Origin of the sequence: Alistipes ihumii AP11 (assembly GCF_025144665.1) — a bacterium.
Lineage (GTDB): Bacteria > Bacteroidota > Bacteroidia > Bacteroidales > Rikenellaceae > Alistipes_A > Alistipes_A ihumii.
Genome location: NZ_CP102294.1, coordinates 133,368 through 153,061, shown reverse-complemented (window position 1 = coordinate 153,061; position 19,694 = coordinate 133,368). Strand labels below are relative to the sequence as shown.

Genomic DNA, 19,694 nt, shown 5'->3' with positions numbered 1-19,694 from the left:
ACATCGATAACGGAAACCGGAAGCCTATCGGTAGCCGCTCTGTCCTCACTCTTCCGAACCGGATATCGACGACAGGCTGCCGCCGGCAGATAGCGGCGCCCCCCCGACAGAACGGTCCGCCGCCTCGAAAGGATAGAAAACCCGAAGCCGCGTCCCGGCTCACCGGAACCGGTATTCCGGGGCGGAGTACGCCTGCGGACTCGTCTCGGGCGCGATCACGGCGACAGATTCGCCCGAATCCTGCCCGAAACTCCGATGTCGGAAAAAGCTGTGTCTCAATTTTCCGAGAAGATCGGCAAGTAAAAAATTCGACATTGTGGCCTACACCCGGGCAATATTGCATCATATTTGCTTCCGGTCAGATCACAAAACAAAAATTTATCTGACTATGAAGAAAATTGCCTTTACCGTTATCGCCCTGCTCGGATTGGGCACGGCATCGTTTGCTCAGAATTCGTATGACGGCGTTCGTCCCACGACGAACCGGAGTCAGGACCTTCCCCGAAACAGAGTGCTCGCCGACAACGGCGTAGACTCTCCTTTCTTGCGCCGCTTCGGCTTCGGCGTCAAAGTCGGCCTGAACGTGTCGAGCATGAGCGATCTGGACGATTCGAACTCGAAACCGGGATTCACGGCCGGCGTATTCGCGGATTATCGGTTCAACGACTGGTTCGCCCTGTCGGCCGACCTGCTCTACTCGCGCGAGGGAACGACAATCAAGAGCGACGGCTACAAACAGACGATGAAGTCGAATTATCTGAATATCCCTATTTTGGCCAACTTCTACGTGCTGGACAAGCTGGCGTTCAAAGTCGGGGTGCAGCCCGGCATTTTCCTGTCGGCCAAAATCAAGGACAACTCGAGCGGTAACGACGAAACCGTGTCCGTCAGCGACCTGTACAAAGGGATGGACTTCTCGTTCCCGATCGGCGTAAGCTACGAATTTTTCAACCGGCTGATCGTCGAAGCGCGCTACACGATCGGCGCGGCCAAAGTGCTCGACTCGGGAAAATTCAACGAAGCATACGATATCGCCCCCAAGTCGCGGAACAACTATTTCACGATTTCGGCCGGCTACCGTTTCTAAACGAATCGGCATAAAAGGCCGGAGCTCCTCATCTGCTGGAGCTCCGGTTTTTTGCACCCGATACGCGCAGAGAAACGCTCTTGAAAACAGCAGTACCCTTCCGGAACATTTCCGGCTCGAGCCGGAATGCCGTCCGGCCGTCTGCAAAACAGAGGAGGCGGCTACACGCACTTCCTGTTTTGCTCGCGGATCAGCCACCGCAAATCGTCGACGGTAAATCCGTCGAGCGAACCCGTGACGACCGTCGCCTCGCGTAACGGGCAGGGATCGCCTACGCCTACGCTTCGCATTCCGGCCTTCAGCGCCGCCTCGATACCGGCCGCTTCGCAGTCGAAAGCGACGCATTCCGAAGGATCGGCCCCGAGCAGCGCCGCTTGTTGTAAAAGCGGTTCCGGATCGGACTTGGCATACGAGACGAGGCTTCCGTCGAATACGCAGTCGAACAGGGAACGGATACCCGTTCGTTCGAGAATCGCCGGCGCATCGCGACCGACCGAGCCGAGTCCGACGGAAATTCCCTCGCGCCGGAGCCCTTCGAGCAGGGAAACCGCACCGGGCAGCACATCGGCCTCGGTCATCCGCTCGACGTATTCCCTGTACCAAGCAGCTTGGCAAGAGGCCATTCTTACCTTCTGTCCGGCATCGAAGCGACCGGTCAGACCGCCCACCCGCAGCAGGATTCCGAGCGCCTCGAAACGGCTGACGCCGCGAAGCGACTCGTTCTGCAACTCCGTAAACTCGAATCCGAGTTCGGCGGCCAGCCTTTTCCATGCGAGGAAACGACAGCGGGCCGTATCGACGATCACGCCGTCCAGACTGAACAAACAGGCTTTTATCATAACTTTACGAAATCAATCGGTTATTCGATTCAAAGCAAGACGGCTTATCGGCGCGAGCGGAGCGACAAGGTCCGCGACCGATCGATACCTTATTTCAAAGCACCGGTCGAAAGAGGGGAAAATCTACGAGGCAAGCGCAGCCCGATTCGTCCGGCCTACCGAACGGACCTTACCGGGAAACCCGATACCGTCCGGGGCGAACTCTCCGAAAACAGGCCCTTCCGCCTCAAGATCAGGGAAGGTAAGCTATCAGGGCCGAAGAAGCCGGCACAGGGACGCTGTCCCCCGAAAAAACAGCCAGCGCCTCGGAGGCGATCCGGCCGTCCAGACATACCGCATGCCAGTCGCCCGGCGGAATCCGCACTCGTTTCTCGGCCCGCGCACCGTTGTACACGACCAGAATCTCCCGCCACGGATCGCCCCCCGCATGATCGACGAGCCTGTAAGCCACCACGTGCGTATCGCCCGTGTCGAGAAACCTCAGATGACGCTCGATCTCCGCCGCGGTAGCCAACCGGAAAGCAGGATGAGTCCTGCGCAGGGCGATCAGCCCCCGGTAATAATCGAACACATCCTTATGGTCCGCCTTGAAGGACCAGTCGATCCGGTTGACCCGGTCGGGAGAGTCGTGGCTGTTGGACACGCCGCCCTTGGTCCGCAACATTTCCTCGCCCGCAAAAAGCGAGGGGATGCCCTGTGCGGTCAGAACGACGGTCTGAGCCAGCTTGTCGAAGCGGACGAGCTCCTCCTCGGTCATGCCTTCGGGTGCCGACGCACGGAGCTTGTCGACGAGCGAGAGGTCGTCGTGACACGAAACGTAGTTGATCGTTTCCGCCGAATGCCCCCCATAGGCGACGGGCGAATCGCCCGAGGAATCGAAACCGACCTGAAAATGGGCCGTGGCTCCGACGACTCCGAAGCGGACATTCCGGTCCAGACCGGATTTCCCCGACACGAAGCCCGGCTCCGTCGAATCCCCCCACCCTCCTCTGAGCGCATCGCGCAGATCGTCGCCGAACACGGCGATCCGGGGCAGCCGCGGCCCGGCGCGCTTGACAGCCCTCAACGACTCGTCCAAAGGCGAGCGGGCCGCCGTCCACCCCTCCCCGTAGAGCAGAATCGACGGATCGATCCGGTCGAGCGCGCGCCTCACCTCGTTCATCGTCCCGATGTCGTGCACACCCATCAGATCGAAGCGGAACCCGTCGACATGATACTCCTCGGCCCAATAGCACACGGCATCGACGATCAGCCGGCGCATCATAGCCCGTTCGGAAGCCGTCTCGTTCCCGCAGCCCGTCGCGTCGGAAAAAGACCCGTCGGCCTCGTGCCGATAGTAGTATCCCGGTACGGTCAGCGAGAAATTCGATTCCTCGGTCCGGTGAGTGTGGTTGTAGACCGCGTCCATCACCACGCGAATCCCGTTGCGGTGCAGACTCCGGACCATTTGCTTGAACTCGCGGATCCGCACGGCGGGGTCGTACGGGTCGGTCGCATAGGAACCCTCCGGGACGAAATAGTTTTTCGGGTCGTAGCCCCAGTTGTATACGCCGTCCTGCAACCGGCTCTCGTCGATCGACCCGAAGTCGAAAGAGGGCAACAGATGGACATGCGTGACGCCTAGCTCCTTCAAGTGGTCCAGCCCCGTAGCGAGGCCTTCGGCCGAGCGCGTGCCTTCCTCGGTCAGCGCCAGATACTTTCCCTTGTGTTTCACGCCCGAATCGGGAGCGATCGACAGGTCGCGGTGGTGCATCTCGTAAATCACGATATCGGTCGGAGAGCTCATCGGCGGACGCAAGTCTTTCTCCCACCCTTCGGGATCGGTCTCGCGCAAATCGACGATCGCGGCACGGTCGCCGTTCACTCCGACGGCCTTTGCCCGGACGCCCGGCGTCTCGGACAGCCATCGCCCGTCATAAAATATACCGAACGTATAGAACAGCCCCTTGCGGTCTCCCGGCAGTTCGGCCGTCCACGTGCCGTCGGACGAAGCATCCATCGGCCAAGTCAGCAACGGACCGCCGCCCTCGCCCGCGCCGTACAGCCTCAGGCGAACCCGCTCGGCCGAAGGCGCCCACAGCCGGAACGAGGAGCCCTCGGGCGAATAGGTCAGCTCGAGGTCGTCGCCCCGGTAGACGGGATAGCGGTCGTATGTCGTTTCGTCTTTCATCGAAAGAGCGTTTTTCATATTATCATGCGGAAAGAGCGGATGTCTTGTCCGGCAGCCGTTCGAGCCGAAAGCGCCGGGAATCTCCGCCAGCCGCTCCGCCGCGATCCGGACCGTGTCCGATGCCGCCGAAACACAACGGCGCGGCGAGCCTTCCGGGAGGATAACGAATCAAATACCGGGCAAAGTATCCGCTTCCTGCCCCTCTCGCGGGTGCGGCCGATACGCCGCCGGAGGTTGTCGTTCAAGCCGAGCGTTTTAAACCGACCGGTATTTTTCGTAATTTTGCCAAAGCGGCTTCAAGCTATTGGGACGGGACGGAAACGTCTGCGGCCCCGTTCGTGCCGCCGAACGTATCCAAACCGATCATGCCATGAAAGAGTCCGTAAAAAAGATCGTAGTCTTCACCGGCGCCGGCGTGAGCGCCGACAGCAGCCTGTCCACCTTCCGCGACGCGGACGGTCTGTGGGACAAATACCGCATCGAGGACGTCTGCACGCCCGAGGCACTGGCCCGCAACCGGGAAAAGGTCGTCGAGTTCTATAACATCCGGCGGCGCGAGCTGCTCGGATGCAGTCCGAACGCAGGTCACGAGGCCATTCGCCGACTGGAAGATCATTTCGACGTGGACGTGATCACGCAGAACATCGACGACTTGCACGAGCGGGCCGGCAGCTCGCGCGTGCTGCATCTGCACGGAGAACTGCGCAAGCTGCGCAGCAGCATCGACGAATCGCTCATCGTACCGATCGACGGCTGGGAGCAGAAACCCGACCAAAGGGCGCCCGACGGATCGCTGCTGCGGCCGTTCGTCGTATTTTTCGGCGAAGGAGTTCCGATGTTCGACCGGGCGGCACGCATCGCCGCAACGGCCGACCTGATGATCGTCGTAGGCACTTCGCTGGCCGTTTATCCGGCCGCATCTCTGGTCCGGTACATCCGGCCGGAAGTGCCCGTATTTCTGGTCGATCCGGGCCTGCCCGACACATCGGGCATCCGCAACCCCGTCGAGCATATCCGGGCCGGAGCCGCGCAGGGCATGCCGCTGCTGGCCGACCGGCTGATCGAAGAGTACGGTGGCCGGACATCGGTCTGACAATCAGCTTGTCACCGGCTCCGGCATACCGCGTACGGAATACAGGGGACGGTCGTGCCGCGTTTTTTCCCAGCCATGATATCCGAGGCTCCGAAGCCGGCGAACAGGACAGGACGCCGGCCGGAACGGCGGACTCTCCGCAACCATTACGCATCGGACCGAAATCCGATGCGGAGCGACGCCGGCAACCGAAAAAAAATCCGTGCGGTAAACCGCTCACGGCAAAACCCATAGCCGCCCATCCGGTCCGAATTTCGCGGCGAGCTCTCCGATTCAGCCCTCGATCGAGTATCTTTGCAGAAAACCCTATTCCACGAAGCATGAGTTTCGGTCACGAAATCAAAAGCCTTCTTTCCGGCTGGAAAGCGACAGCCGTCCTGCTGACGCTGACAGCGGCCGCCATGGCGGCCGCCACGCTGATCGAGGCCCGGATCAATCCGACGGCGGCACGGGCTGTCGTATACCATTCGTGGTGGTTCGGCCTGCTGTTGTTGCTGCTCGCGGTCAATTTCATGCTGACGGCACGCAGAATGCGACTGGCACGCCGCCGCCGATGGGGCGTCTTGCTGCTGCACTACGGACTCGCCGTGACGCTGGCGGGAGCATTCGTCACGCATGCGTGGGGATACGAAGGCTACATGCACATCCGCGAGGGCGAGACCTCGAACCGGATGATGACGACCGACCGCAGCGTGCGCGAAGTACCTTTCGAAATCACGCTGAACCGATTCACGTTGAGCCGCTACCAAGGATCGCAGAGTCCCTCGTCGTACGAAAGCGATGTCACCATCCGCTACAAGGGAAAGGAGCGCAACCGGAAAATCTACATGAACAACATCGCCCGCGTCGGCGGATTCCGCATCTACCAGTCGTCTTACGACCGCGACGAGCGGGGCACGATCCTGTCTGTCAACCACGACCCGGCCGGTACGGCCCTGACCTACGCGGGCTACGCGCTGTTGTTCGCAGGGTTGGTCGCCTCGCTGGCAAGCCGGAAGTCCCGGCTACGGACCTTGTACCGGTCGCTCGGAACGACGGTCCGCCTGCTGGCTGTCGCCGGACTGCTGCTCTCGGCCGGCTGTTCGGCGGATGCCGGGAGCAGAACTTCGGACGACGTTCCCGACCGGGCGATCGCCGCGCGTTTCGGCGCATTGCCCGTACAATCCCTCGACGGACGGATCGAACCGCTCGGCAGCTATGCCTCGGAAGTATTACGCAAACTCTATCACGGAGAACGCTATCGCGGAATGAACGCCGACCAGGTGCTGCTCGGCATCGTGACCGACTCGGCGCGCTGGAGCCGCGAGCCGCTAATCCGCCTCGACTCGAAACCGCTGCGCGAAGCGCTGGGCACGAACCGGACGCACGTCTCGTTCGCCGAGTTGTTCGACGGCGTTCCGCCCGACGGTTACCGGATCGGCAAGCAGGCGGAAGCGGTCTATGCGAAAGCGCCGGCCGAACGGACGAAACTGGACAAGGAGTACCTGAAATTGGACGAAAAGGCGAACATCCTATACGGATTGCTCGGCAGACGAACGTTGCGGATTTTTCCTGTCCCGGACAGCGACCGGTGGCTGGCGCCGGGCGAGCGATCGCAAAATATGACGGCGACCGACTCGGCACGGACCGTCGAGCTGTTCGGCAGACTTGTCCGGGCCTCGGTCTCCCGCGACACAACCGAAATCGGCCGCGCGCTCGACGCCGTCCGCCGCTACCAGACGGAATTTCGACCCGGGCTGCACTCCCGCCGAATCACGGCCGAACTGCTTTACAACCGCCTCTCCCCGTTCCGTTGGGCCATGCGGGGTTACCTGATTCTCGGGGCCGCGCTGCTGGGAGCCGCCCTGTGGGAAATATTCGGCAAAAACCGGCGCCGCGCGACCCGGATCGCCGGTATCGCGGCGGCAGCCGTCGCAGCCGTATTCGCATGGCAGACGTTCGGCCTCGGGCTCCGTTGGTACGTCAGCGGCCATGCGCCATGGTCGAACGCTTACGAAACGATGGTCTATGTCGGCTGGGCGACCGTACTCTCGGGTTTGGTCTTCGCCCGCCGTTCGCGTCTCGCACCGGCCTTGGCCGCGCTGATGGGAGGCGTCGCGCTGTTCGTGTCGAACCTGAACTGGCTCGACCCGCAGATCACGCCGCTGGTTCCGGTGCTCAAATCCTACTGGCTGATGATCCACGTGTCGGTCGTCACGGCCAGCTACGGCTTTTTCGGTATCTGCGCGGCCTGCGGCATCGCCTCGCTCGCGGCAACCGCCTTCGGCCGAAATCTCAGGGAGCTGCGCGCGATCAACGAAATGGCGATGATCGTCGGGCTGGCGTTGCTGACCGCGGGCATTTTCTTCGGCGCCGTCTGGGCCAACGAGTCGTGGGGCCGCTACTGGGGCTGGGACCCGAAAGAGACATGGGCGCTGATCACGATGTTCGCCTACGCGCTGGCGACCCATTCCCGGCATATTCCCCGGCTCGACGGTCCGTTCGCGTTCGACGTGCTGTCGGTCGTTTGTTTCTCGACCGTGCTGATGACCTTTTTCGGCGTAAACTACTACTTGTCCGGACTGCACTCTTACGGACACAGCGGAGGCGTTTCGCTGACCGTTCCGCTGATCGGGGCCTCCGTCGTCATAGCGCTGATCGCGGCGGCGGCCGGCCGATATTTCAAAACCTCGAAAAAAAGATGATTCCGGCATGAAAAAGCTGTTCGCGCTGCTGACCCTGATTCTGACCGCCGCGACGCTCGCCCGCAGCGGACGCGACGGAGAACGGGCCTACCTGTACGATCCGCTGCCGGTCATCCTGCCCGAAGGGATCAACCATCTGCTCGATAACTCGCAGTCCGAACTGGAAGAGATGAAAGGATTCGACCGGGTCGTCGAACGGTTCATGCAACGATGGGAGATCACCGGCGCGTCGATCGCCGTGATGAAAAACGGACGACTGTTGTACAGTAAGGGCTACGGCTGGGCCGACAAGGAACGGAACGTGCGCACCGACGTCAAGCACATTTTCCGCATCGCCTCGCTGTCGAAACTGATCACGGCGACAGGCATCATGAAACTGCAGGAAGACGGCCTGCTATCGCTCGAAGACCGGGTGTTCGGCGAACAGGGCATTCTCTGCGACTCGGCTTTCCGAGAAATCCGCGACCGCCGGATCGAAAAGATCACCGTCGAGCACCTGCTCCGGCATCAGGGCGGCTACTCGATCCGTGCCGGCGATCCGCTGTTCTGCTCGGTGAGCGTCGCCCGACAACTGGGCATCCGTCCTCCGGTCAGCTTCGACGACATGGTGCGCTACGCCGCCCAGACCCGACTGCGCTACGAGCCGGGCAGCAGCAACGTCTACTCGAACCTGGGCTACGTCGTGCTGACCAAGGTGATCGAGAAAGTAAGCGGCATGCCTTATGAAAAGTTCATACAGGACAGCATCCTCTCCCCGATCGGATGCCACGACATGCATATAGGCCACTCGTTCTACGAAATGAGATTCCCCAACGAGGTACGCTACTACGAGCCGGCGGACACGGAGCCGGTCGAGCTCTTCGACGGCAGCGGCCAACTCGTACCCCGGTGCTACGGAGGATGCGACCTGCAGGTACTGAGCGGAGCCGGCGGCTGGGTCGCCTCGCCTACGGAACTGATGAAGTTCATTACGGCCATCGATCCAGACGACTCGAAGCCCGACATTCTGAAGCCCCGGACCATCGCCTACATGACCGAGAAGGACAAAAGAAAGTTCCCGATCGGCTGGATGAAAACCACCGAAAGCGACGACTGGTCGCGCACCGGCTCGCTCTCGGGATCGAGCGCGCTGCTCAAACGGCAGCACGACGGATACAGTTGGGTGTTCATCACGAACACGAGTTCGTGGTCGGGCTCGCGATTCACGCGCAAGATTTCGGCGATGATGAAGCAGGCTATGAGCAAGGTCAGACAATGGCCCGACCGGGACCTGTTCTCCGTCGAACGGCAGCAGCCTTCCGGACCGCAACCCGACACGGTGCGGCTGACGCATACCGCCCGGACGAAAATCGCGTCTCCGCATCCCCGCTCAGGCAGCCGACCGCCCATATAGCGGTTCGCCCGAGACAAGACTAACCGGAACGGCCGACGCGTATTCTGCCGATTGCACGACGGCGCGTAATTTCGAGCGAGCGATCCCCCGACAATCCGTCCGACGATCCGCCCTCATTCTCAGGTGCAGCCGGAAAAAGAGCCGCCGGACGTCCCGCGAAAATCAATACTGCTCCTGTTCGCTCGGGAAATCGCCGCTCTTGACATCCTCGACATAACGACTGACGCCCGTCATCATCTGCGTATAAAGATCGGCGTAGCGACGCAGGAAACGGGGGGAGAACTCGTTGTTGATTCCCAGCATATCGTGAATGACGAGCACTTGTCCGTCGGTACCTCCTCCGGCTCCGATGCCGATCGTAGGAATCTCCAGTTCCTGCGAAACACGCGTTCCGAGCACGGCCGGAATCTTCTCGAGCACCAGACCGAAACAGCCGGCTTCCTCGAGCAGATGAGCGTCGCGGACGAGCTTGTCGGCCTCGGCCTGTTCCTTGGCCCGAACGGCATAGGTTCCGTATTTGTGAATGGATTGAGGAGTCAGGCCCAAATGCCCCATGACCGGAATGCCGGCGCAGAGAATGCGCTGTACCGACTCGAGGATCTCCTCGCCTCCTTCGAGCTTGACGGCATCGGCCTCGGCCTCCTTCATGATACGGACGGCCGACGCGAGCGCTTCGCGCGAGTTGCCCTGATAGGTGCCGAACGGCATATCGACGACCACCAAAGCCCGCTTGACGGCCCTCGTCACGCTGCGCGCATGATAGATCATATGGTCGAGCGTCATCGGAACGGTCGTCTCGAAACCGGCCATCACGTTGGCGGCCGAATCCCCGACCAGCACGACGTCCACCCCGGCGGCATCGACGATACGGGCCATCGAGTAGTCGTAGGCCGTCAGCATCGAAATCTTTTCCCCGCGACTTTTCATCTCCCGCAGGCGATAGGTCGTCACCACCCTCGTTTTGCTGTCTGTCGACATGGCTTCTTCGTTTTTATTCCGGACAAATTTAGAATTATAATCGGCAACGAGCAATCTTTCGCCGATTTATTCGCCCGGCGCCAGCCACCGGCGGTAGGCCTCCCACAGCACGATGCCGGCCGCCACGGAAACGTTGAGCGAGTGCTTGGTTCCGCCCTGAGGTATCTCGACGGCCCCGTCGCACAGATCGGCCACGCGCTGCTGCACTCCGTCGACCTCGTTGCCGAATACCAGCGCGTACCGGATTCCGGATTCCGGAGCCCAGCGCTCGAGCGAAACCGAGCCCTCGGCCTGCTCGACGCACAGTATGCGATACCCGTCGGCCCTCAGTACGGCGACGGCATCGGCCGTATCGGCGAAATACGTCCACGGCACGGTCAGTTCGGCCCCCAGCGCCGTCTTGTGAATATCGCGCGACGGAGGCGTGGCCGTAATGCCGCACAGACAGAGCCGCCCGACGGCAAACGCGTCGCACGTACGAAAAAACGATCCGACGTTATTCATGCTGCGCACGTTGTCAAGCACGACCGCAACCGGACATTTCGGCGCGGCGGCATATTCTTCGGCGGAAAGCCGTCCCAATTCGTCGTTGGTCGTTTTTCTCATATTCGAGCGTTTTTCACCCGCAAATATAGCTTGTATTAAATAAAATAATTTATTAATTTTGGGTGTTTTCGTTTTTTTGCCAAAAGCGAAAGCCGGTCCGACAGCGACGACGCCATGCGCCGGACCGGCTGCGATCTATCGAACCCGAACTCAAGACAACCTAAAACTACCGTCCTATGAACAACACCCCTCTTATCTTCTGGATCGTTCCGCTGGCCTCCCTCGTGGCTCTCGGATTCGCATGGTATTTCTTTCGCGCGATGATGCGCTGCAGCGAGGGAACGGACCGCATGAAAGAGATCGCGGCCCACGTCCGCCAAGGCGCGATGGCCTACCTGCGGCAGCAATATAAGGTCGTAACGGTCGTCTTTCTGATTCTGGCGCTGTTCTTCGCCTTCCTCGCCTACGGACTGGGCGTGCAGAACCCGTGGGTTCCGTTCGCATTCCTCACGGGCGGCCTTTTCTCCGGCTTGGCCGGTTATATCGGCATGCGGACCGCGACTTACGCCTCGGCCCGTACGGCGCATGCCGCGAGCCAGTCGCTGAACCAAGGGCTCAGAGTAGCTTTCCGCAGCGGCGCGGTGATGGGTCTGGTCGTCGTCGGCCTCGGTCTGCTCGACATCTCGGTCTGGTATCTGGTTCTGAACCACTTCATCGACGCGACGGGTCCCCAAAAGCTGATGATCATTACCACGACGATGCTGACTTTCGGCATGGGAGCCTCGACACAGGCGCTCTTCGCGCGGGTCGGCGGAGGTATCTATACGAAAGCGGCCGACGTCGGAGCCGATCTGGTCGGCAAGGTCGAGGCCGGCATCCCCGAGGACGATCCGCGCAACCCGGCGACGATAGCCGATAACGTGGGCGACAACGTAGGCGACGTGGCCGGTATGGGAGCCGACCTTTACGAAAGCTACTGCGGTTCGATTCTGGCGACCGCGGCGCTCGGAGCCGCCGCCTTCGCGGGCGACATGCAGATACAAGCCGTGCTGGCCCCGATGCTGATCGCCGCCGTCGGCATCGTACTGTCGGTCATCGGCATCTTTCTGGTCCGCACGAAGGAGGGCGCCACGATGAAAAACCTGCTCGGCGCGCTCGGCACGGGCGTCAATACGAGCTCGGCGCTGATCGCGGTTTGCACGTTCGGCATTCTCTACGCGCTGCAAATCGAAAACTGGGTCGGCATCTCGTTCTCGGTGATCGTAGGCCTCGTGGCCGGTATCATCATCGGACAGTCGACCGAATACTATACGTCCCATTCTTACAAACCGACGCGGAAAATCGCCAAAAGCGCCGAGACGGGACCTGCGACGGTCATCATCTCCGGTATCGGCATGGGCATGATATCGACGGCCATTCCGGTCGTCACGATCGCAGTAGCCATCGTTCTCGCCTTCCTCTGCGCGACGGGCTTCGACATCCACAACATGATTTCGGCCGGTAACCTGAGCAAGGGGCTGTACGGCATCGGCATCGCTGCCGTCGGCATGCTTTCCACGCTCGGCATCACGCTGGCAACGGACGCCTACGGACCGATCGCCGACAACGCCGGCGGCAATGCCGAAATGAGCGGCCTCGACCCGAAAGTGCGCCAGCGCACCGACGCGCTCGACGCGCTGGGCAATACGACCGCAGCGACCGGCAAGGGATTCGCGATCGGCTCGGCCGCACTCACGGCGCTGGCCCTGCTGGCCTCATACATCGAGGAAGTCAAGATCGGCATGCAGCACGTCGGGCAAAGTTCGCTCGAGTTGGCCGACGGAACGATGAAAGCCGTAGCCGACGCAAACATTCTGGACCTGATGGACTATTTCCAAGTCACGCTGATGAATCCGAACGTTCTGGTGGGAGCCTTCATCGGCGCGATGATGGCATTCCTGTTCTGCGGGCTTACGATGAATGCCGTAGGTCGCGCCGCCCAGAGCATGGTGGAGGAAGTACGGCGACAGTTCCGTGAGATCAAGGGCATACTCGAAGGAAAAGCGACACCGGACTATGCCCGCTGCGTGGCGATCTCGACCAAGGGCGCGCAGCGCGAGATGCTGTTCCCGTCGGTACTCGCGATTCTCGTACCGATCGCGGTCGGCTTTATCTTCGGAGTGGCAGGCGTGATGGGACTGCTGATAGGCAGCCTGAGCGCGGGCTTCGTGCTGGCCGTTTTCATGGCCAACTCGGGCGGAGCCTGGGACAACGCAAAGAAATTCATCGAGGAGGGCAACCTCGGCGGCAAGGGATCGGACAACCACAAGGCTACGGTCGTAGGCGACACGGTGGGCGACCCGTTCAAGGATACGTCGGGCCCGTCGCTGAACATCCTGATCAAGCTGATGAGCATGGTCTCGATCGTCGTAGCCGGACTGACCGTCTCGTTCCATCTGCTGTAAGCCGCTTGCCGGAGCTTTACGAGGCTTTTTTTACTCCCCGCGCATCCGGGCATCTTACTATTGTTTATGTAAAATTTATTATAGCGTAGAACTTCTATTCAAGTTCTACGCTTTTATTGCCTTATGAATAAGTATTTTCTCTGTTTTTTATTCATTTGCTTATCCCCTGAGTTCGTATTGTCCCAAACGGTTGTTGAACGAAATATCAAAACGGGAAACGAAACCGCTACTGTCAGGGTATGGATTCCTCATACGACAGAACGGGATACAATAACAAATGTGTTATATGTTTTTGATGCGGATTATTGTTTCGACATAGTCGCGTCTCATGTCAATTATCTTTTCAATATGTGCCGCACGATACCCCCTGTTTGTGTTGTCGGCGTTTATTACCCGGGACAAAGAGGCCGGGCATGCGTCGGATTGAATCAAGACAACATGACGCTGAATTCTACGGGTGAATCGTTTTTGCATTATATACAGGATGACGTTTTCCCGGCAGTACAGGACATCATAAAATGTTCTTCATGTTACAACATTTTTTTCGGACACTCCTATTTGGCTGATTATGGCTGTTTTTTGATGAAGAATAAGTCTGAAATGTTCGATTCGTATTTGCTTTTGGCTCCTGAAAGTGGCATGGTACCTATTTTTGAGAAAAGCGATGTTGCCGATAAACGAATCTATATTGCTATTGGAAATCAAGATGCCAAAAGGAGAGTCAAGTTCTCCCGACATCTATCGACGGCTGTAAAAAGGGTTGCCGACAATACGAACGTAAAGATGCAGATTTTCAACACTGCTACCCATATGTCAATTATTCCCGTAGCACTTACTTCTGGCATCAACTACCTATACAAGGATTTGGTGAACAAAGATAATATGTCCGAATTTATCAACAGGAAGAAAGGCATTGTAGAAAATTATGAGACATTGTGTTCCTTCAATGCCTTTTATCATTGTAAATTGAGAAATGATGCAAGGACCATATTAGACCTTCTGGAATTGTCCAAACCTTGTTCTGTAGAAGAATTTGAAACGGTTCTGGAACATTTACCGGCAACTAATGGGAATCACCATGAAATAATCGCTTTCGAGTACTTGAATTTAAAATGTTATGATAAAGCTGAAGCGTATTTCAATAAAGCTATTGATTTATATATAAAAGAAGGGGCGAGGAATTTCATGAACAACGCTTATGACGGACTGATTCAATTATATGTAGAGAAGAAAGAACCGTCGTCTAACGTGGACCTGATCTACGAAAAGGCTATGAGTTCAATGCCCGGAGATTTTGATTTATATTTCAAAAGAGGAAGGTTCAATATCGAGAGCGAATTTAATAATGAAAAAGGTATAATTTTTCTGCAAAAATACCTGTCGAATTATAACGAATCGTACAGACTGTATCCTTTGTGCGATGTTTTTTATTATATCGCCTTGGGATATTTTCGATTGGGAGCTTTTCAGGAAGCACAAAGTTGGATTGATAAATCTTTAGAGAAAAATGCGGGTTGTAAAAAATCCAAATTGTTAAAAAATGAAATTTACAGCAAAATCAGGTGAAAATGATTCTTATTTTCAGCATTTCTACAGACTCAACCACAACTGAAGTTTTGATTGGTTAAAAGCCTTTGACCCGAATATATCCATTGTTCGTATTAACAGTGATTTGCAAGATGTTAAATTTAAGCAATGACATATACTCATTGAAAAACTGCACTGATTCCTTGCTTGTACTCGTTTTTACGCAATGACGTCAGTAATAAAAAAACAGGTTAGAAAACTAATCTAACCTGTTGATTTCAGCTCGTCGGGGTGACTGGATTCGAACCAGCGACAACACGCCCCCCAGACGTGTACTCTAACCGGGCTGAGCTACACCCCGCTTCTGAAAAGCAGTGCAAATGTAGAATAAAAAAATCGGTTTTCAAAATTTTGTCCGGACTGTTTTTACTATCCGGCCATTTCCCTTGTTTCAGAAAACCGGGAAACGCGTGCATTACGGGAGAAAAGTCTCTGTCGGAACGGCAGGCGCGAGTTGCACGGCTTGGACTGAACCCGCTCCGGGATGTTACAGGGAGAAGGTCTGACGGGCCGATCCCGTCAGACCGAAACGATGCAACGTCCGGATACCGAACCGAAAAGCGCCATTTCAAACGGACCGGCGCATATCCGGGCTACCGGCCGGTAGCCATTTCGAGTTCGATCGCCCCTTCGCCATCCGGAGAAACGGAGAAAACAGCCCCCTGAAGGTTGGATTCGATAGTTCCCGCCGTACAACGGAAACCGTAGTTGAAGTCCTTGATCCGGGCTCGGATTTCCCGGGATGCGATTTTAGTGAACGGCAGCCGCTTGTCGCGAGCGGTCGTCAGCATCAGCCGGTAGGGAGCGCTCGGAGGCAGTTCGATCCGAATCGAGCGCTCGTTCAGCCGAATGACGCATCGGCCGCCTTCGTCGAGCGGCATCGCGATCCGCAGCTCGCCTTCGGCCGACCGCTCCACCTCGGGCTCGCCCACCCGGGCCCGTACAGGACTCTCCGACAGATTGCCGAACATCAGCCGCAGGCCGGCCGTATCCCGCACGCTGCTCCAGTTCAGTCCGTCGACGACGGGCAGGGTGGTATAGAAGCATTGGGTCGACGGATTGGCCTCGTTCAGGTAGTCCGATTCCAGCCGCTGGTCGAACAGGTGTATGTCGCGGAAACGGAAGGTGCCGTTTTCCCATACCGGATTGGCCCGATAGTTACGACAGTCGTACCAGACGCTGCCGCGGCCGGCTTCCTTGCAGTCGCTGAGAGCGACCACGCTGGTCGGCGGCGTCGTTTCGAAACGCTCCCTGAACCACCGGCCCGTCTCGGCCAGCGTTTGTACGGTCAGCTTGCCGGCTCGTGAAAGCGAGTCGATCACACGCACCTGATACTCGAGTCCGCGTTGCATCCGAGGCCACGTGAACGAGTTCTCTTGACCGGCCTGCACGTACTGGTAGGCCAAGCACTCCCCCTCGGTCATCATGCCGAAAAACCAGTCGATCCACCGGGGATTGCCGCCGCCCGACTCATAGACCGGCTCGAGCGTCTCGACACCCTGCGCAGGCTCGCCTATACCGCTGTCGTACTGGTTGATCGGATCGCTGCCGAGCATGCGGAAAACCGGAACGCCGATTTGTCCGTCGCGAGTCTGGGCCGGCATATAGGCATTCAGTTTGCTCGGATAGTATCCTTGGTTCCAGTATCCTCCCCAAAGCGTGTATCCGTCGGTTCCCACCTGGTCCCGACAGTTGCACGAGGCGACGATGCCGTACCGGTCGGCCATGTATTGCAGCGTGCGGGCATCGATGAACCACGAGCCCACCGAGGCCGGATAACGGCCGAAAACCTCCTTGAACTTGGCCATGTACGTATCGACGAGCTTCTCGCGCTCCTGCGGTTCGTAGCCCGACGAAAAGCCGACATTGGCATGCCAGTCCCACGGGTAGGCTCCCCGCCACTCCATTCCGGCCGCTTCGACATGGGGCTGGGTGATTTCCCACCAGCCGCCCACTTCGGAGCCCTCGGCGAGAGCCTGTTTCATCAGGGCCTGATATTTCGGATTGATCAGCGCGTCGTATTGCAGCAGAAAAGTTCCTTTCAGGCCATGCCTGCGGAGCAGCTCGGTCTGGGCGAGCGTAGTCCGGTACAGCTCCTCGTCGGATATATTCACCGGGCGGGGTTCGGTATTCCGAACGAAATTGATCAGATTGACGATACGGGGCGCGCGTTCCTCGGTCGTCCGTCCGCTCCGGGCGCACGAGAAAAGAAAAACCGTCGCCGAAAGAGCGAGCAGAGCAATGGGCACAAAAAGAGATTTCATAAGACTGAAATTTAGACGATTATACTCGTTCATCTGTTTTTACGCGCTGTAAATCCGGGAACGGAGAACGGCTTGCACAGCCCTACCGTAGCCGAAACACGGATAAGTCAGCCGGACCGTTCCGCTTACAGAACGATTTCTACAGGTACCCAACGGTTCCCGACGCGCTCGATCACTTCGCGGATACCCGCTTCCCTCAGGGCCGCCATCGCTTCGTGCCGGCCATCGTCGATCAGCTCGGGACGGTGCGCATCGGAGTTGACCAGCACGGGGATTCGCAGCTCCCGCAACAGGCCGAAGTGCTCCCGGTTCGGAAAGAAAACTCCGCAGGCGTTATATTTTTTCGTATTGATCTCGACCATCAGCCCTCGGGCGGCGATCCGCTCGAAACACTCCCTTGCTTTGTCCCTGTACCAACCTCGGGAGGTGATCCCCGGTTCGCAGCGTTCGGCGTTGTAGGATATTTTGTCGACGTGACCCACGAAATCGAATCCTCCGGCCTCGACCATCCGGATCAGCTTGTCGAAATAGGCGGTCGTCAGCCGCCGCAGATCGCCGCCGAAACGCCCGCTCAGCATCTCCGCAAAACGTTCCGGCGAGGTATCGATATCGACGATGCCGCCGTCGTCGGCGTGCATCAGGTGGACCGACCCGATCCGATAATTGAGCGGAAGCTGCCGGAAGTAATCGGAGGCAGGATTGTCGCACTCGTCCAAATAATCGATCTCCATGCCGGCGTACAGCTCGATCCGCCCGGCATACGAACGCTTAAGCCGTTCGATTTCGGAAAGATAGGTCGTCACGTCGCCCCGGTCGAGCGTCCAGACGGCCGGGAAAGGCAGCGGCGCGTGCGAGGAGATGCCGTAAGAGGCGAATCCGCGGCGCACGGCCTCGCGCACGAAATCCTCCATCGGTGCTCTCCCGTCGCACAGCGAGCAATGGCTGTGATAGTTGGTAAGATTGCGTGTCATGGCCGCCCTCGTCGCGTCAGGGTTTCTTTTTGAATACGCGGTGCTGCCCCAGATTGACCGTAAAGAGCACTTTCTGCTGCCAGCCCCATTTATGACCGTCGTAATGATGCACGGAGGCGACGCGCAATTTCATCGTTTCGTTGCAGAGCGGCTGCCAATAGAGTTCGAGCCGGTCGTAGATCCGGTTCGTACGATACCAAGGCTCGCCCCAATAGAGACCCGGACCGTAGTCGAGGGACGGGTTGTCGGTCATGTAGTAGGGCATCAGATTCTTGCCGGCATACAGCGTATTGAAAATACCGAACTTCCACTTCTGCGCCTTGATCTCCAGCTGGAATCCGTGCGGCGTGACATACTCCCCGACATACTTGCGGTCGTTCTGGAAAGCCTGAAGCCATCCGGCTTGCACCGACAGTTTCTCCATCCGGGCGACTTCGGCCAGATCGAGTCCCACATGCGGGTGGATCAGCACGTTGTCCACCACTCCGTCTTCGAGATAGGTTCCCGCGTGGTGGTACATCGTCAGATGATAGCCGGCATAGAACAGGCCGTAACGGATACGTCCGGCTGAAAACAGCAGAAATTTTTCGCGTTTTTCATTGGTTATCATACTGTTCCAGTCGCAACCGAATTCGACGTATCCCCGGCCGCCCCGGTATTGCAGCAACAGTCCCGTCAGGTTCGGATCGAAGTACCTGACCGAATCGCTCAGAAAGGCGCTCGGATAGTCGCCTATCTCCTTATAGCGGGGAATCACGCCGGCATAAGCCTTGAACTTGGGCGAATCATACTGATAATAACCGAAGATTTCGTTGTCGGTCTCGAACGGCTTGGCGCCGAAATTGGCCAGCATGCTGTACCCCAGCATGATCGAATGACGTCCGTCCCAGCTCACGCCCAATTCGGGAGCGATCCGGGCGCCGAACAGCGACTGGGGCCAGTTGAGTTCGCTCTTATACTCCCTGTTATCGAAGAAAAAATCGAAGTAGGCGCCCCAGACGAGCTCCTGAGCGACGGCACGCGGCAGAGCGAGACCCATAAGGACCGCCGAGACCGCGGCAATTCGTGCAATGCGTTTCATCATGGATTCATGTAAGTTCGGGCCGTCCGGCGCCCCAGTGCGGCGACGGTTTCCGGCATATGACGGAACAAAGATACACGATAATATCGAAACCGGCGCATCCGGACCGTCCGATTTTCCGGGCCAGAGCGCAAATACGCCGTATTTCGCTCCCGAGAGGAGCTGACCGAGCGCAGAGACGAGAGTCCGCTCGCCTTCGTTTTTTTGCGTCGGACACGGTCCCTTGGCGAATAGTTCCCCGGACAAAGGCCATAGCGCCGCGGGCCATTCTGCAATCGGACAATGACGGGGAAGCTTTATGACGCTCGTTCCGAGGAATCCCCAAAATACCTCGCAGGCAGTTCCTCATACGCATCGGATTCGGATATATGTCCGGGACTGTCCGGCTCGTACCTACGGGAAAGGACTCATCGGGAAGGGAGTCGATTCTCGATCTGCTCAGGTCCGCTTTCCGGCAGGCAAAACGGCCGCTTTCGGGCAGCGGCATACTTCCGTCGCGTCCCCGCACTATCCGGTTCATTCTCTGCCGGCGGGGCAAAAGCCGCCAAACGATGCGC

13 protein-coding genes and 1 tRNA gene are annotated in these 19,694 nt (G+C 58.3%); 6 read left to right on the top strand and 8 right to left on the bottom strand.

Annotation, left to right across the window (positions count from 1 at the left end; genetic code table 11):
- Window positions 1-388 precede the first annotated feature (388 nt).
- The gene (locus tag NQ491_RS00630; protein ID WP_019245302.1) at window positions 389-1,087 is read left to right on the top strand and encodes a porin family protein; all 699 of its coding nucleotides are present in this window, start codon (window positions 389-391) and stop codon (window positions 1,085-1,087) included.
- Window positions 1,088-1,248: 161 nt separating this feature from the next.
- Here NQ491_RS00630 and NQ491_RS00625 read toward each other — a convergent pair whose 3' ends face one another.
- Window positions 1,249-1,926 carry an HAD-IA family hydrolase gene (locus NQ491_RS00625; RefSeq protein WP_019245303.1) on the bottom strand — a complete coding sequence of 226 codons (678 nt, stop codon included), beginning with the start codon at window positions 1,924-1,926 and terminating at the stop codon, window positions 1,249-1,251.
- 232 nt (window positions 1,927-2,158) lie between these two features.
- A complete protein-coding gene (pulA, locus tag NQ491_RS00620; protein WP_019245304.1) occupies window positions 2,159-4,114 on the bottom strand; it encodes a type I pullulanase in 1,956 nt (651 codons plus the stop codon).
- 352 nt (window positions 4,115-4,466) lie between these two features.
- Between pulA and NQ491_RS00615 the strand changes: the two genes are divergently transcribed.
- From NQ491_RS00615 to NQ491_RS00605, 3 genes are all read left to right on the top strand, one after another.
- The gene (locus NQ491_RS00615; RefSeq protein ID WP_019245305.1) at window positions 4,467-5,189 is read left to right on the top strand and encodes a Sir2 family NAD-dependent protein deacetylase; all 723 of its coding nucleotides are present in this window, start codon (window positions 4,467-4,469) and stop codon (window positions 5,187-5,189) included.
- 320 nt (window positions 5,190-5,509) lie between these two features.
- Complete coding sequence (locus NQ491_RS00610) at window positions 5,510-7,873, top strand: cytochrome c biogenesis protein CcsA (RefSeq protein WP_019245306.1); 2,364 nt, start codon at window positions 5,510-5,512, stop codon at window positions 7,871-7,873.
- A gap of 7 nt (window positions 7,874-7,880) precedes the next feature.
- Entirely contained in the window at window positions 7,881-9,266 is a 1,386-nt protein-coding gene (locus NQ491_RS00605) for a serine hydrolase domain-containing protein (RefSeq protein ID WP_019245307.1), read from the top strand.
- A 162-nt stretch (window positions 9,267-9,428) separates the two neighbouring features.
- Here NQ491_RS00605 and panB read toward each other — a convergent pair whose 3' ends face one another.
- Window positions 9,429-10,244: a 3-methyl-2-oxobutanoate hydroxymethyltransferase gene (gene panB, locus NQ491_RS00600; RefSeq protein ID WP_019245308.1), complete on the bottom strand. Its 816-nt coding sequence runs from the start codon at window positions 10,242-10,244 to the stop codon at window positions 9,429-9,431.
- 66 nt (window positions 10,245-10,310) lie between these two features.
- Window positions 10,311-10,850, bottom strand: coding sequence for an RNA methyltransferase (locus NQ491_RS00595; protein WP_019245309.1), 540 nt, complete (start codon window positions 10,848-10,850; stop codon window positions 10,311-10,313).
- 176 nt (window positions 10,851-11,026) lie between these two features.
- Here NQ491_RS00595 and NQ491_RS00590 point away from each other — a divergent pair, with 176 nt between their 5' ends.
- Together NQ491_RS00590 and NQ491_RS00585 are read left to right on the top strand one after the other, a co-directional pair.
- Window positions 11,027-13,234 (top strand): sodium-translocating pyrophosphatase, encoded by a 2,208-nt coding sequence (locus tag NQ491_RS00590; RefSeq protein WP_019245310.1) that lies wholly within the window; start codon window positions 11,027-11,029, stop codon window positions 13,232-13,234.
- Between the two features lie 438 nt (window positions 13,235-13,672).
- Window positions 13,673-14,800 (top strand): tetratricopeptide repeat protein, encoded by a 1,128-nt coding sequence (locus tag NQ491_RS00585; RefSeq protein ID WP_259800664.1) that lies wholly within the window; start codon window positions 13,673-13,675, stop codon window positions 14,798-14,800.
- Between the two features lie 247 nt (window positions 14,801-15,047).
- Here the strand turns inward: NQ491_RS00585 and NQ491_RS00580 are convergent.
- The 4 genes from NQ491_RS00580 to NQ491_RS00565 all read right to left on the bottom strand — a co-directional run bounded on the left by NQ491_RS00580 (window position 15,048) and on the right by NQ491_RS00565 (window position 19,140).
- Window positions 15,048-15,122 (bottom strand) — tRNA-Pro (locus NQ491_RS00580).
- Between the two features lie 292 nt (window positions 15,123-15,414).
- On the bottom strand, window positions 15,415-17,085 hold the full coding sequence (locus NQ491_RS00575) for a polysaccharide deacetylase family protein (protein ID WP_019245311.1): 1,671 nt from the start codon (window positions 17,083-17,085) through the stop codon (window positions 15,415-15,417).
- 125 nt (window positions 17,086-17,210) lie between these two features.
- Window positions 17,211-18,056: a histidinol-phosphatase gene (locus tag NQ491_RS00570; RefSeq protein WP_034282739.1), complete on the bottom strand. Its 846-nt coding sequence runs from the start codon at window positions 18,054-18,056 to the stop codon at window positions 17,211-17,213.
- Between the two features lie 16 nt (window positions 18,057-18,072).
- Window positions 18,073-19,140 carry a hypothetical protein gene (locus NQ491_RS00565; RefSeq protein WP_198283033.1) on the bottom strand — a complete coding sequence of 356 codons (1,068 nt, stop codon included), beginning with the start codon at window positions 19,138-19,140 and terminating at the stop codon, window positions 18,073-18,075.
- Between the last annotated feature and the right edge of the window lie 554 nt (window positions 19,141-19,694).